Annotated in this window: 13 protein-coding genes; 10 read left to right on the top strand and 3 right to left on the bottom strand. The window is 42.4% G+C overall.

Going from position 1 to position 13826, the window contains the following annotated elements:
• Positions 1-73: 73 nt before the first annotated feature.
• Positions 74-802, bottom strand: coding sequence for a glutathione peroxidase (locus C0W29_RS12695; protein WP_045042344.1), 729 nt, complete (start codon positions 800-802; stop codon positions 74-76).
• 159 nt (positions 803-961) lie between these two features.
• Between C0W29_RS12695 and oxyR the strand changes: the two genes are divergently transcribed.
• Positions 962-1873 (top strand): DNA-binding transcriptional regulator OxyR, encoded by a 912-nt coding sequence (oxyR, locus tag C0W29_RS12690; RefSeq protein WP_036789471.1) that lies wholly within the window; start codon positions 962-964, stop codon positions 1871-1873.
• Positions 1874-1953: 80 nt separating this feature from the next.
• Here the strand turns inward: oxyR and C0W29_RS12685 are convergent, their stop codons facing one another.
• Positions 1954-4557 carry a penicillin-binding protein 1A gene (locus C0W29_RS12685; RefSeq protein WP_045045182.1) on the bottom strand — a complete coding sequence of 868 codons (2604 nt, stop codon included), beginning with the start codon at positions 4555-4557 and terminating at the stop codon, positions 1954-1956.
• A 148-nt stretch (positions 4558-4705) separates the two neighbouring features.
• On the opposite strand from C0W29_RS12685, the gene pilM reads away from it, so the two are divergent.
• From pilM to dam, 9 genes are all read left to right on the top strand, one after another.
• On the top strand, positions 4706-5686 hold the full coding sequence (pilM, locus tag C0W29_RS12680; protein WP_045042342.1) for a type IV pilus biogenesis protein PilM: 981 nt from the start codon (positions 4706-4708) through the stop codon (positions 5684-5686).
• Positions 5683-6291, top strand: coding sequence for a PilN domain-containing protein (locus C0W29_RS12675; protein ID WP_045042341.1), 609 nt, complete (start codon positions 5683-5685; stop codon positions 6289-6291). Before pilM ends, C0W29_RS12675 begins: the two co-directional genes overlap by 4 nt.
• Positions 6288-6875: a type IV pilus inner membrane component PilO gene (locus C0W29_RS12670; protein ID WP_045042340.1), complete on the top strand. Its 588-nt coding sequence runs from the start codon at positions 6288-6290 to the stop codon at positions 6873-6875. Before C0W29_RS12675 ends, C0W29_RS12670 begins: the two co-directional genes overlap by 4 nt.
• A gap of 7 nt (positions 6876-6882) precedes the next feature.
• Positions 6883-7398, top strand: coding sequence for a pilus assembly protein PilP (locus C0W29_RS12665; protein ID WP_045042339.1), 516 nt, complete (start codon positions 6883-6885; stop codon positions 7396-7398).
• A 13-nt stretch (positions 7399-7411) separates the two neighbouring features.
• Entirely contained in the window at positions 7412-9133 is a 1722-nt protein-coding gene (locus tag C0W29_RS12660) for a type IV pilus secretin PilQ (RefSeq protein ID WP_080895402.1), read from the top strand.
• Positions 9134-9519: 386 nt separating this feature from the next.
• Positions 9520-10038, top strand: coding sequence for a shikimate kinase AroK (gene aroK, locus C0W29_RS12655; protein WP_036789489.1), 519 nt, complete (start codon positions 9520-9522; stop codon positions 10036-10038).
• A 23-nt stretch (positions 10039-10061) separates the two neighbouring features.
• Positions 10062-11141 (top strand): 3-dehydroquinate synthase, encoded by a 1080-nt coding sequence (aroB, locus tag C0W29_RS12650; RefSeq protein WP_045042338.1) that lies wholly within the window; start codon positions 10062-10064, stop codon positions 11139-11141.
• Positions 11142-11164: 23 nt separating this feature from the next.
• The gene (locus C0W29_RS12645) at positions 11165-12664 is read left to right on the top strand and encodes an SPOR domain-containing protein (protein ID WP_158260025.1); all 1500 of its coding nucleotides are present in this window, start codon (positions 11165-11167) and stop codon (positions 12662-12664) included.
• Between the two features lie 108 nt (positions 12665-12772).
• The gene (gene dam / locus C0W29_RS12640; RefSeq protein WP_036789494.1) at positions 12773-13609 is read left to right on the top strand and encodes an adenine-specific DNA-methyltransferase; all 837 of its coding nucleotides are present in this window, start codon (positions 12773-12775) and stop codon (positions 13607-13609) included.
• Positions 13610-13618: 9 nt separating this feature from the next.
• Here dam and C0W29_RS12635 read toward each other — a convergent pair whose 3' ends face one another.
• Positions 13619-13816 carry a DUF2970 domain-containing protein gene (locus C0W29_RS12635; RefSeq protein WP_045045818.1) on the bottom strand — a complete coding sequence of 66 codons (198 nt, stop codon included), beginning with the start codon at positions 13814-13816 and terminating at the stop codon, positions 13619-13621.
• Positions 13817-13826: the final 10 nt, after the last annotated feature.

Genomic DNA, 13826 nt, shown 5'->3' with positions numbered 1-13826 from the left:
GCTGTTTAAAAATAGCAAAAGCCCTCAGTTCTCGCGAAGTGAGGGCTTTTGTTAACGCTTTAATCGTGGAGTATTAGCCTAAGAAAATTTCTAATTCTTCGCTACCACCAATGTGCTTACCACCAATGAATACTTGAGGAACAGTACTACGGCCAGTAATGGCACGTAAAGATACCGTTGTCGCATCTTTACCTAGAATGATTTCTTCATACTGTAGGCCTTTGTCGATCAGATTCTGTTTCGCTTTCACACAGAAAGGACAGCCAGGCTTAGAGAATACAGTAATTGATTCTTGTAACTTTTGCTCTGGAGCAATGTAGTTCAGCATAGTATCTGCATCTGAAACTTTGAACGGGTCGCCAGGTTCTTCGTTTTCAACAAACATTTTCTCAACGATGCCGTTTTTCACTAGCATGCTGTAACGCCATGAACGCGCACCGAAACCTAGGTCATCTTTTTCAACTAGCATGCCCATGCCATTAGTGAATTCACCGTTACCATCAGGAATGAAGGTAATGTTTTCTGCTTCTTGATCTGCTTTCCATGCATTCATTACGAACGTATCGTTAACCGATACACATAGAATGTCGTCAACGCCGTTATCAGCAAATACTGATGCTAACTCGTTGTAACGAGGTAGGTGGCTAGAAGAACATGTTGGTGTAAATGCGCCTGGTAGGCTAAATACAACCACAGTTTTATTAGCAAATAACTCGTTTGTTGTTACATCTACCCATTGATCACCTTTACGGGTGTGGAAAGTAACTTGAGGTACTGGCTGACCTTCTTTAGATGCGAACATAATGTGATTCCTTAAAAAATATAAATTAATTTAATGCAATCGGAGCTTCGTAAATATGTTCTCCATATTGATGAAGTAATTATGCGATTTTACTCTTGATAGTTCTAATCGTTTACTGCTATGGTTTTGATAGTTGATTCCTATTGGTAACCCTAGCTAATGAATATTCGAGATCTTGAGTACCTTGTCGCCCTATCTGAACATAAACATTTTCGTAAAGCGGCTGAAGCCTGTTATGTCAGTCAGCCAACCCTCAGTGGTCAAATTCGTAAATTAGAAGATGAACTTGGGGTGTCGCTATTAGAACGAACCAGTCGTCGCGTACTTTTTACCGATGCGGGATTGAGTTTAGTCGCCCAAGCGCAGAAAGTGTTGCTTGAGGTCAAGATATTGACCGAACTTGCTAGTTTACAAGGAGAAAGCATGGCCGGACCGTTACATATTGGCTTTATTCCTACTGTAGGTCCATATTTATTACCGCAAATCATTCCCACCTTAAAAGAAGCTTTTCCTGATTTAGAGTTATTTTTACATGAAGCGCAAACGCATCAATTAGTGCAACAACTTGAAGAGGGCAAGTTAGATTGCATGATTTTAGCATCAGTAAAAGAAAGTGAACCTTTTATTGAATTACCGTTATATGACGAGCCGATGATGCTAGCGGTGCCTGAAACGCATCGTTGGGCACAAGAAAAAGAAATTGATATGTCGCGTCTGCATGGTGAGACATTATTAATGCTAGAAGATGGCCACTGTTTACGTAATCAAGCCTTAGGTTTTTGTTTCGCTGCTGGCGCCCGTGATGATGGTCGTTTTAAAGCAACGAGCCTTGAAACACTGCGTAATATGGTTGCTGCAGGAAGTGGTATCACGTTATTACCACAACTAGCGACACCAAAAGAACATTGTCGTGATGGGGTTTGTTATATTGCTGCCGAGCACCCACAACCGACTCGTTTAATTACATTAGCCTACCGCCCTGGCTCACCATTAAAGTCGCGTTATGAGAAATTAGCTGAAGTCATTAAGTCTAAAATGCCACAGATTTTTGCCAACCATGTGCAGAAATAGTATTTCGCACTGAGGGTGAAGTGAAATTTTAACCAAAAAAAAGAGCGCTGATTAGCGCTCTTTGTATTTAAAAATTAAATTTAGAATAGCTCTTCCGCAGTTTCCGCATCAAATTTCTGTTCTGAATTGACTTGGCTTGCAGATTGAGTCGGTTCTGTACCCTTGATGAAGTACTCATACATTGAGCTTGCATCATCACGATCTGACAGTTTACCCGTTGCGCGGTCAATACGTACTTTGACGATATCGGCTGGAATTTGTAACGGCTGTTCAGGCGTATTTTTCAATGCTGTACGCATGAAGTTGATCCATGCAGGTTGCGCCGCATTACCGCCATATTCGCCACCAGTAATTTGATTTTTACCGAGGTTTTTATTAAAGCTCGTACGTCCTAGTGTATGGCGATGATCATCAAAACCCACCCAAGTTGTGGCGACGATATTTGGCCCAAAACCGGTATACCAAGCATCTTTCGAGTCATTGGTCGTACCTGTTTTACCGCCAATATCATGTCGGCCCAGTACGCGAGCTCTAAAGCCTGTACCGTAAAGATGGCCTGGCTCGCCCCAAATGTTACTGTATAACATTTGACGGACAAGGAACGCATTTTGCTCGCTGATCACTTCTGGAGCATAGCGTACCGCTGGCGGTGTAATCACTTGCTCTAGTTGGGCTATAGTTGGCTTTTCAGTGACAGGAGTGACGGGTTTTTGATCTGCAGGAGCATTTTCCGCCGCCGTTGCTGCTGCTGTTGCCAATGCTACTTGTATTTTCGCCTGTGGGTTTTGGCTCTGACAAACATCATTACAGACAATTTTTGGATTCGCGCTGTAGATCAACTCACCATTACTATTATCAACTTTATTGATTAAGAATGGTTTTACCGCATAACCACCGTTGGCAAATACCGAATAACCCTGCACGAGTTCTAGTGGAGTTAAACTACCCGCACCTAATGCTAGTGGTTCTGCATGGGGAAGATCGGCACGTTTAAAACCAAAACGAGTCAGATAGTTAATGGTGTAATCTAAACCTGCCATGCGTAGCACACGAATAGCCATGACGTTGATTGAACGTGCTAAACCAATACGTGCACGAGTTGGACCACCATAACGGCCATCAGCATTCTTTGGTCGCCATGCGGTACCTTGCCATTTGTCCCACTTGGTGATTGGCGCATCATTAATAAGGGTTGCTAATGTGAGCCCTTTTTGAATCGCTGCTGAGTAAATAAAGGGTTTAATACCAGAACCTACTTGACGAATCGACTGAGTGGCACGGTTAAACTTACTTTGGGTATAGTTAAAACCACCGACCATAGCCAATATCGCGCCATTGTCTGGCGACATCGCAACAAAAGAGGTATTCGCACCTGGCACTTGGCTTAATACCCAGTGGCTAGTCGTTACTGCTGCAGTGTCTGCTGTTGCTGCCACTGTGGTCGCTTTATTCTGAACCCAGATTTGTTGACCTGCAGTTAGAATTTCCGCTGCTGTTGTTGGTGCTGGCCCTTGGGCTTTGTTGGTTAGGAACTTACGTGCCCATTTCATACCATCCCAATGTAAGGTGACGGTTTGACCTTGCTTAGTAACCACAGTTGCTGTTTGTTGGTTAACTTGAGTGACTACTGCCGGGATTAACTCACCATAAGTCGGTTGGCTGCTCAATTTTTCAACGATTTGGTTGGCATTAAGTGGTGTTTGGCCTGGCTTCCATAACACTGCCGTTGCGCCACGATAACCGTGACGTTCATCGTAAGTTAGCAAGTTATCAACCGCTGATTGCTGGGCTGCATGCTGCAACTTAGCGTTAATGGTGGTGTAAACATCCATGCCTTTAGTGTAAGCATCTTCACCGTAACGGTTAACCATCCATGCACGCGCGCGTTCAGCAACGTATGGTGCATAAAGTTGAATTTCAGCGCGGTGGTAATGGGAGACAATTGGCTCTGAACGAGCTTGATCCATTTGTGCTTCGGTAATGTAACCTTCTTTGTACATTCGATCTAACACCACATTTCGACGGGTTGTCGCACGGTCAATCGAATAAATAGGGTTCATGGTTGATGGTGCTTTTGGTAGGCCTGCAATCACCGCCATTTCACTCAAGGTTAGCTGGTCAACAGTTTTACCAAAGTAAACTTGTGCAGCGGCACCGACACCATAAGCACGATAACCGAGATAAATCTTATTGAGGTAAAGATCGAGTATTTGATCTTTAGTTAGAATTTGCTCGATATGTATCGCAATAAACGCCTCTCGAATTTTACGTGAGAAGGTTTTTTTATTTGAGAGGAAGAAGTTTCGTGCAAGTTGCTGAGTGATAGTACTCGCGCCTTGACGTGCATGACCAGTGGTTAACATCACAAAAGCTGCACGTGCGATACCAATTGGATCAACGCCATGATGTTCATAAAAACGACTGTCTTCGGTCGCAATAAAACCATCGACCAACAGTGGTGGTATTTGTTTGAGTGTTAATGGTATACGACGTTTCTCACCAAATTGTGAGATCAGTTCGCCATCAGCACTGTACACCCTGAGTGGTGTTTGGAGCTCGACATCTTTTAATTTAGCAACATCAGGAAGGTCTGGTTTTAGGTATAAATAAAAACCAAAAATAGTACCCACTCCAAGAATGATGCAAATTAATGCAAGTATTAGTAATCGCTTTATGAACTTCACTTGAGATTTCCCGTTACGCCATCGTTCTGGCGGTCATTATCCATTATCTTTTACCTTCAAGTATAAAGATAACAAAAAATTAATTAATGCCGTTGATGGTGTTTATTCGAAATAGTTTGTTTTTTCGCCACATGGGAGCATAACACGGATGTTTCGGAACCCATTAAGTGTTGGGGTAGATATTGGCAATCACAGTATCAAAGCTGTGGTTTTACAACAAAAAAAAGAGCAGTTTGAGTTAGTTGCATTTACTGAGGTTGAGTTGACTAAAACTGTTATAAACGATCAGCATAGCGTGAATAATGCTGAACTGTTGTCAGCAATGCGTCAAATTAAAAAGCAATTACCGTGGCAAGCTAAAGTCGTTACCTTAGCGCTACCTGATAGTGCAGTGATCAGTAAAGTTGTTCAACTCGGCAGCAACCTCAGTGAAGAAGAGGCAGAGTTCGCTATCACACAAGCCTTAGGGGCCGCGTCGCCGTTTCCAGTTGAAGAGCTGTGGTTTGATTATTTCCCATTAATCAGTGACCGTTTTAGCGATGTTGCTGCGACAACCCCGTTTCAAGTGTTTGCTTCGCGTCGAGAAACGATAGATAACCGTGTTAATGCATTGCTTAAACTTGGTTTTAAACCAAAAGTGATGGAATTACAAACTCATGCCTTATTATGGTTGGCTGAACATTTTGCTGAAATGGGCAGCCATTATAATCAATGGGGGGTGGTTGATGTTGGCAAGCGGCATACGGAATTTTGTATGAAACCACAAGGCAGCGCTGTTTATCATCGTGAAATTCGATTTGGTACTAGCATGTTTGACAGTCTGGATGGCGTAACGCAGTTTGGTGGTAATCATGCCGAACAATTTACTAAGCAGTTAGCAGAACAGCTAAAGCGTCAAATTCAATTGTATAACTCTACTCATCCTCGTAGCGGTATCAAAGGCTTATGGCTCGGTGGTGGTGGTCAAGATTTGGTTTCGGCATCATTGCTACAACGCTTAATTGGTCTGGATGCGGTCTGGGTTAGCCCATTTCAGCATTTTAGTTGTGCCAAGAAAGTTGAATTACCTCGCATGATGTCGAGTCAGTATGCGGTTGCGACAGGGTTAGCGTTGCGAGGGCTAGCATGATCGATAAACTCAATTTATTGCCGTGGCGTGAGCTGCGACGTAAGCAGCACAAACAACGTTTCTTAGGATTACTGGCGACAAGTGTTGTTGTGGCCATTGCGGGTAATGGCGCTATTGCGAAATATATAGAAACCCAGCACCAACAACAGCAGAACCGTAATCATCAACTGCAGCAGGAATTAACCAGCTTAGATCAACGCTTGGCTTATTTACCGAAGTTGGATAAACAGCGTGAGGCGATTGAACAGCGATTAAAAGTAATTGTTGATATTCAGTTATCACGTAATCGGGTTACCCAACTGCTTAATCAATTACCGGAAGTAGTGCCTGCTGGCGTGTATCTTGATGGGGTAAATTTAGCCTCGCAACGCGTAAAAGTAGATGGCTTTGGAGATACTAATGGTCATTTAGCAGCGTTACTTGGTAAAGCTGAGCAATCACCATGGTTTAATAATATTGAAATGCACTCCTTAGTCACGACGGAACGTCGTGATAAACAACAAAAATCACAATTTAATGCATCGTTTGATTTAACTGCGCCAACCATTAATAAGCCGTCACTTAAGACAACTTATGCGACGGCAATAGTGGAGAAGCGACCGTGATTGACTGGCGTGAATTAGAATTAGATGAAATCACTGAGTGGCCATTATTACCCCAGTGTCTCATTGCGGTCGTGATGACATTATTGCTATCGGTGTTTGGTTACTGGTATTGGTTGACGCCATTAACCGCTGTTTTAGATCAGCAAAAGCAGCAGGAAATAACCTTACGTGAGCAGTTAGTGAGTCGAGCAGCCCAGGTGGCAGCATTACCACGGGTTAAAGAGCAAGTGATTGAGCTTAACCGTCGCTATCAAGAAGTAATTCAACAATTACCTGAAGAGCAAGAATTAGCGAGTTTACTTGCGAGTATCAATGATATTGGTATTGAAAATGGCTTGATTTTTCAGTCGATTAAGTGGGCGTCACGGATTGAACATGATCTTTATTACGAATTACCACTCAATATGCAATTAACGGGTTCTTATCAACAGATTGGTCAGTTTGCAGAGGCAATTGCACGTTTACCTCGAATTGTTAATTTACGTAATGTTGAATTAGCGCGCGTTGATAGCCAAGGCCTAGAAGAGTTATTGTCATTGACAGTATCAGCTACCACATACCGCTTTAAAACCCCGCAATCATGAGGATTCTATGAGAATACTATTATTGCTACTACCGTTAGGGTTGTTGTTAATGGGGTGTCAGGCCAATACCGATTCAGTCGAGCAATTTATTGCTAAAACTCACACTAATGCCAAAGCTAAAGTGAAGCCATTAGCCGCTCCTTATCTTTTTGTTGCAGAGTCATTTGTGATGACCAGCAAGCGGGTACCGTTTTTACGACCTAAGCCAGAGTTACTATTAGCGAAACAAACGGATAGTAGTTGCTGGCAGCCACCCATTAACCCTCAACCAACAGCACTCGAAATATTTCCGTTAGAGCAACTGGTAATGAAAGGGGTTATTGGTCATCAACGGCAACTGTGGGGGTTGATTTACACTCCTAAAGGAGAGTTGGTCAGAATTAAGCCGGGACAGTTTGTTGGGCTTAATCGGGGCAAAGTAATAAAAGTGACGAATGACGTCATTGAAATAGAAGAAACATTACCCGATGGCAAAGGTTGTTGGTTAACACGGCCTGCAAAGCTGGCGTTAGTTCAGCATTAATCAAGGATGAGTTATGAAAGGGAATAGATGGGGGCTTAGCCGCCAGATTTTCGTCAGTGTATGGTTAATGTGCTGGGGGGGAGTTACCATCACCAGTGTGACAGCAGCGCCTATAAGTGGCATCACTAATCAAGTTCAAAAGATTGACTTTCGTCGTGATGGTAAAGGTCGAGGTGTATTAACTCTCAAGTTACAACGGCCTCAATCATTGGTTGATTTTCGTCGTCAAGGCAAGCAGTTACAACTGGATATATTTGATACTCAGTTGACCAATGAACAAATACATACTTTAGATGTGGTTGATTTCGCGACGGTTGTTAATAGCATTGATACCAGTAACATCCCTCGTGGTGCACGGTTGGTGTTTCATTTAGCAGCGGGCTACGATTATGATTATCGTCTTCGAGGAAATAATTTAGAGGTTACTATAACTCAGCGAGTACAACCCAAATCGACATCAACGGCAGCTCAAACTAAGGTTTCTTATCAGGGCAAGCCCATTTCAATTAACTTTCAAGATATTCCTGTCCGTAACGTATTACAGTTAATTGCCGACTATAACGATTTTAATTTAGTGGTGGCAGATACCGTCAGTGGTAATGTGACGTTGCGTTTAGATAACGTGCCATGGCCGCAAGTGCTGGATATTATCCTCCAAGCCAAAGGGTTAGATAAACGTGTTCGTGGCTCAGTATTATTGGTCGCACCTAAAACAGAATTAGCCGCCAATGATCATCAAGTGATGGAAACTGCTCGTAAACAGCAACAATTAGCTAGCTTACGCTCGAAGCTGATTCAGATTAACTACGCGAAAGCGACTGATATTGCAGAATTATTGCGGGGCGCTAGTGATGGGATTGGAATGCTGTCTGAACGTGGTTCGTTACATGTTGATGAACGAACTAATGCATTGATAATTAAAGATACTCCTGAAAGTATCACCAGCATTAAAGAGATAGTAGTGGCCCTCGATATTCCCGTGAAGCAGGTTCAAATTGAAGCACGTATTGTCACTATTGATGAAGGTAATATTGATGAATTAGGTGTTCGCTGGGGTGTATCAAGTATCGATGGCGATACGGCCATCGGTGGTTCCATTGAAGGCAACCTAGGTAGTTCTGGCTTGCTAGATGATACTACGGTTGATGATTTTCTTAATGTTAATTTAGGTGCAACCCAAGGGGGGGCTGCAAGTATCGCCTTTCAAGTGGCAAAATTGGGTAATGTACTGTTAGATTTAGAATTATCAGCCTTGCAGTCAGAGCGTAAAGCCGAAATTATTTCTAGTCCACGGTTAATGACGACTAATAAAAAAACCGCTTATATAGAACAAGGCACCGAGATTCCGTATCTAGAAGCGTCCTCAAGTGGCGCTGTGTCGGTTGATTTTAAAAAGGCAGTTTTAAGCCTGATGGTGACGCCTCAGATCACTCCAGATAATAAGCTGGTATTGGATTTGGAAGTAACTCAAGACAGTAAAGGTGAGGAAGTTCCAACAGGAGTTGGTACTGCGGTGGCAATTAAAACTCAGCGTATTGGTACCCAAGTGTTAGTCAATAATGGTGAAACGGTTGTATTGGGCGGTATTTATCAAAATCAGGTTAACAATAGTGTTCGTAAAGTGCCTATTCTTGGTGATATTCCAGTGCTTGGTGCATTATTTAGGCATAAAATGGAAGAACTTGGAAAACGTGAATTATTGATTTTTGTGACGCCAAAAATTGTGATGCAATAATTTTTCACTTATCGAACCATTTTACTGACAACCGTTCTAATCAATGTTGTAGCAGGGTGGTTGTGTGTTAAAGTTGTTTTTTTTCATTGAGTTATGCTTTTAGCTTGCTTGGGTGTTAAGAGTGTTGTTGAGCTATTATTAGGATATTTACGAGCTTAATACGATTGACCTCAGACCTCGGGTAAGCCATTATGGCAACCTCTGTGGGTAAGACAGGCTTAATAAAATATCGATTGATGTCGACTAGCTATTGCAAAATAGTAGTCAGTCCTGAGATAATTTTCTGTCTTATCACGAAATATATGTGAGGAACTTGGCGCCTCGGGCTTATTTTAATAGAGCCTGCGGGTGGTGTCGTTTTATTAACCGCGCGTAAATTGCTAAAAATGGCTGAAAAACGAAATATTTTCTTGGTTGGCCCTATGGGTGCCGGCAAAAGCACAATTGGTAGACACCTTGCACAACAGCTGCATATGGAATTCTTTGATTCAGATACCGTGATAGAAGAACGTACTGGCGCTGATATTAGTTGGGTGTTTGATGTTGAAGGCGAAGACGGCTTCCGTGTTCGCGAAGAAACTGTGATTGATGACCTAACACAAGAGCAAGGTATTGTTCTTGCAACGGGTGGCGGCTCTGTTATTAATAAAGAGAACCGTAATCGCCTGTCTGCTCGTGGTATTGTTGTTTATCTAGAGACGACTATTGAAAAGCAATTAGCTCGTACTCAACGTGATAAAAAACGCCCATTACTTCAAACCGACACGCCTCGTGAAGTGCTTGAAGAGCTAGCAGCAGAGCGTAACCCATTGTATGAAGAGGTTGCTGACTACGTTGTTCGTACTGATGATCAAAGTGCGAAAGTAGTTGCTAACCAAATCATCAAGATGCTGGAAGAGCGTTAATTAATTAAAAAGAGAAGCTGACCATGGAACGGATCAATGTCAATCTAGATGACAGAAGCTACCCTATTTCAATTGGCGCCGAGTTGTTCGACAACTCGGCGTTGTTTGCATCTGCGATATCTGCAGGTAAACGAGTAGTTGTGGTCAGCAATGACACTATTGCCCCGTTATATGCGGATCAGGTAATGGCTACCATCAGTTCATTATCGTGCCAAGTGGCACTACTTTCTCTGCCTGATGGTGAACAGTACAAAACCCTCGATACGTTCAATTGTATTATGACATTTTTACTGGAAGGTAATTATGGCCGTGATGTGATTTTAGTTGCCTTAGGTGGCGGCGTAATTGGTGACATTGTTGGCTTTGCTGCGGCAAGTTATCAGCGAGGGGTTGATTTTATTCAGGTGCCAACAACATTGTTAGCACAAGTGGATTCATCTGTCGGTGGAAAAACTGCGGTTAATCACCGTTTGGGTAAAAACATGATTGGTGCTTTCTACCAACCTAAAGCGGTGATTATTGATAATCATTGTTTACATACATTGCCGCAACGAGAGTTAGCTGCAGGGTTGGCTGAGGTTATCAAATACGGCATTATTGCCGATTATGATTTTTTTGTTTGGTTAGAAAATAACATTGAGCGCTTACATGCATTGGATAATGATGCGTTGTCTTACGCCATTAGCCGTTGCTGTCAAATTAAAGCTGATGTTGTTGCTGCCGATGAAAAAGAATCAGGCGTAAGGGCGTTACTCAATCTTGGCCATACTTTTGGTCACGCTATTGAAGCAGAAATGGGTTACGGTAACTGGCTGCATGGCGAAGCGGTGTCAGCAGGTACAGTTCTCGCAGCACATACTGCAGCAAAGCAGGGATTGATCAGTGATGCCGATGTGATGCGGATTATTGCATTGCATCAGCGAGCAAACTTGCCCGTTGTTGCGCCTGAAACTATGGTTTTTGACGATTTTATTAAGCATATGATGCGAGATAAAAAAGTATTGTCAGGTCAGCTACGCTTAGTATTACCGACGGCGATTGGTAGTGCAGAAGTTGTGGCTGATGTACCTTTTGATGTGCTTCAGGATGTTATTGGCCGTTAAGTTGTAGCACGTTGATGACCAGCATGACGAAAGCAAAAAAACTGGATCTGGATAGTCAGATCCAGTTGCTGACTCGAGTACGGTTTCTGACTCGGTTTGGCTCTCATCTTATTCACCTCTCTGGTGCACAAGGCTCAGGTAAAACTTGGCTTGCACACTCTTTCCTTGAACATTATGCCACTGACTGTCGTCAAATATTATTGATGTGCCAGCCTGGGTATACTGATGCTCAACATCGAACCTTATTGTTACAGCAATTTGTTAGCCAAGCTATGTTTAATGAACATGATTCATTATGCCAAAGTGCGGAGCATTTATTAGCTCACCATCAACATAAACTGATGGTAGTGATCGATGATGCACATTTACTTAGTGACGGCTTAATTGCTGAATTATGGGCATTATCACTGTATGCCAATCCACATCCACAACTACAACTTAATATCATATTATTTGCTAATCGTGGCGAGTTAAACCAAACTTTAGCTCATGTTAGCCATGATTCTGATATTATTCCGCTAGAGTTGGAGATTGATGATTTTAGTCATCAAGAAGTGGCTTTATTTAGCGAAATATTGGTTGCTAACGATGAGTCAGATACACCTTCTCGACCAACGTTAAAACAGCGGTTATTAATGCTGCTTCCACGATCAGTTGTGTTGCAACGTCCCTCTCAAGCTGAAGGTATAAGCATGAGTTTGAATTCCAAAAAAAGATTATTATTACCGTTAGCGATCGTTATTGTACTTATTGTTTTAATTGCTATTGGTTATTGGTTCATGGCTCCTCGCTCGGTAGATAGTCAGTCTTCAACTACTGTTGCTTCGAATGCTCCTGTATCAGCCGCGGCTGTTGTGACGATTGATAAAGAGCCATTACCACCACAAGTGAATACGCAAGGTTTAACCGTTGGTCGCCAAGAAGAGACTGTTCATGAACGGATAGTAATCTCTGAACAACAAATTGATGCCATGATTGACGATCATGCTTTGAAAGGTCATTCTGAAGCTACAGAAGCTACAGAAGCTACAGAAGCTACAGAAGCTACAGAAGCTACAGAAGCTACAGAAGCTACAGAAGCTACAGAAGCTACAGAAGCTACAGAAGCTACAGAAGCTACAGAAGCTACAGAAGCTGAAAGTACGCCAGCGATTATTGACACGCAGCCATTGTCTGCCGCTGTAATATCGGCACCAGCCTCTAAGTTAGATTGGTCGCTTAAATTAGCCGCTAATGAGCAGCAATTGGCAGCAGTAAAGCCAGATCATTATGCATTACAACTTGCAGCGACTCGCAGTCTTGCCGCTGCAGCAGAGTTTATAATGACCCATAATGTGGCAGCTGCAATGATCTACCAAACTGAACGTAATCAGCAGTCGTGGTTCATTGTCGTGACGGGTAATTATGCCACGGCTCAGCAAGCTCGCACTGCAAAAACACAATTGCCAACATCATTACAGCAGCTAAAACCGTGGCTGAAACCTTACCGACATATTCAACAAGAAATGAATCGCTTAAAATAAAGCCATTAATGGTAGTTATTTATGCTAATTGGTATCAGCATAGGGTGTAAATGAGGTACAATCCGCGACCTTTCGTGACATTCTTGTAAGTGGTGGTGGGTCAGCTTAATGAAAAAGCATCGTGCATTCCTGAAGTGGGCTGGGGGTAAGTACTCTCTAGTCGAGGATATTAAACGACACCTACCGCCCGCGCGTAAATTGGTTGAGCCTTTTGTGGGGGCTGGCTCGGTATTTTTAAATACTGATTATGAGCAGTACCTATTAGCGGATATCAACCCAGATCTGATTAATTTATATAATATAATTAAGCAAGAACCTGAGCGTTACATTGAAGATGTACGCCGATTATTCACGCCTGAATATAATACTAAAGCAGCGTACCTAAGTATTCGAGAAGAGTTTAATAACAGCACTGATCCTTATCAGCGTTCAATTTATTTCTTATATTTAAATCGCCACGGTTTTAATGGCTTATGCCGTTATAATAAAAAAGGCGGGTTTAATGTACCTTTTGGATCGTACAAAAAACCGTATTTTCCAGAAGCTGAAATGTATTATTTTTCTGAAAAAGCCAAACGTGCGACTTTTGTGTGTGAAGGCTATAGCCAAACATTTTCACGGGCTCGCAAAGGCAGTGTGATTTATTGTGATCCACCGTATGCGCCATTATCTACTACGGCTAATTTTACTTCTTATTCTGGTAATGGTTTTAGTTTGGATGATCAGGCAACCCTAGCCAATGTCGCAGAGAAAGCCGCGACTGAGCGTGATATTGCGGTATTGATTTCTAATCATGATACGCCATTAACCCGCCGTTTATATACCGGGGCTGATTTGTCTGTGGTAAGGGTTAAACGCACCATTAGTCGTAATGGTAGTGGTCGCAATAAAGTCGATGAATTGTTGGCATTATTTAAAACACCAGTTACCACCGATAACGAATAAATGCTTGATTTATAATGCTGTTGCCTGATGGGCAATAGCAATTAATACGATTACCAATATCGCGATAATGATCCCACCAATAATAATAAATGGCCATGGACTTGAATGATTAAAGTCTTGGTGGCGTTGTTGTTGGGATTGCACTCCAAATAATGCTGCTAGAACACTTTTTATTATGCTCCATATTGTGCCAGCGTTCTGAATCATAAACTTCCTT

This window comes from Photobacterium kishitanii (genome assembly GCF_003026355.1).
GTDB lineage: Bacteria > Pseudomonadota > Gammaproteobacteria > Enterobacterales > Vibrionaceae > Photobacterium > Photobacterium kishitanii.
The sequence above is the reverse complement of the archived record's forward strand: the minus strand, read 5'-3'. Positions and strand labels throughout refer to the sequence as shown.

Excerpts from the sequence above, each read along its gene's own strand:
- C0W29_RS12660 (WP_080895402.1), top strand. The coding sequence starts at position 7,412 with ATGAAAGGGAATAGATGGGGGCTTAGCCGCCAGATTTTCGTCAGTGTA.
- C0W29_RS12675 (WP_045042341.1), top strand. The coding sequence starts at position 5,683 with ATGATCGATAAACTCAATTTATTGCCGTGGCGTGAGCTGCGACGTAAG.
- C0W29_RS12635 (WP_045045818.1), bottom strand. The coding sequence starts at position 13,816 with ATGATTCAGAACGCTGGCACAATATGGAGCATAATAAAAAGTGTTCTA.
- dam (WP_036789494.1), top strand. The coding sequence starts at position 12,773 with ATGAAAAAGCATCGTGCATTCCTGAAGTGGGCTGGGGGTAAGTACTCT.
- C0W29_RS12695 (WP_045042344.1), bottom strand. The coding sequence starts at position 802 with ATGTTCGCATCTAAAGAAGGTCAGCCAGTACCTCAAGTTACTTTCCAC.
- C0W29_RS12645 (WP_158260025.1), top strand. The coding sequence starts at position 11,165 with ATGACGAAAGCAAAAAAACTGGATCTGGATAGTCAGATCCAGTTGCTG.
- oxyR (WP_036789471.1), top strand. The coding sequence starts at position 962 with ATGAATATTCGAGATCTTGAGTACCTTGTCGCCCTATCTGAACATAAA.
- pilM (WP_045042342.1), top strand. The coding sequence starts at position 4,706 with ATGTTTCGGAACCCATTAAGTGTTGGGGTAGATATTGGCAATCACAGT.
- C0W29_RS12665 (WP_045042339.1), top strand. The coding sequence starts at position 6,883 with ATGAGAATACTATTATTGCTACTACCGTTAGGGTTGTTGTTAATGGGG.
- aroK (WP_036789489.1), top strand. The coding sequence starts at position 9,520 with ATGGCTGAAAAACGAAATATTTTCTTGGTTGGCCCTATGGGTGCCGGC.
- aroB (WP_045042338.1), top strand. The coding sequence starts at position 10,062 with ATGGAACGGATCAATGTCAATCTAGATGACAGAAGCTACCCTATTTCA.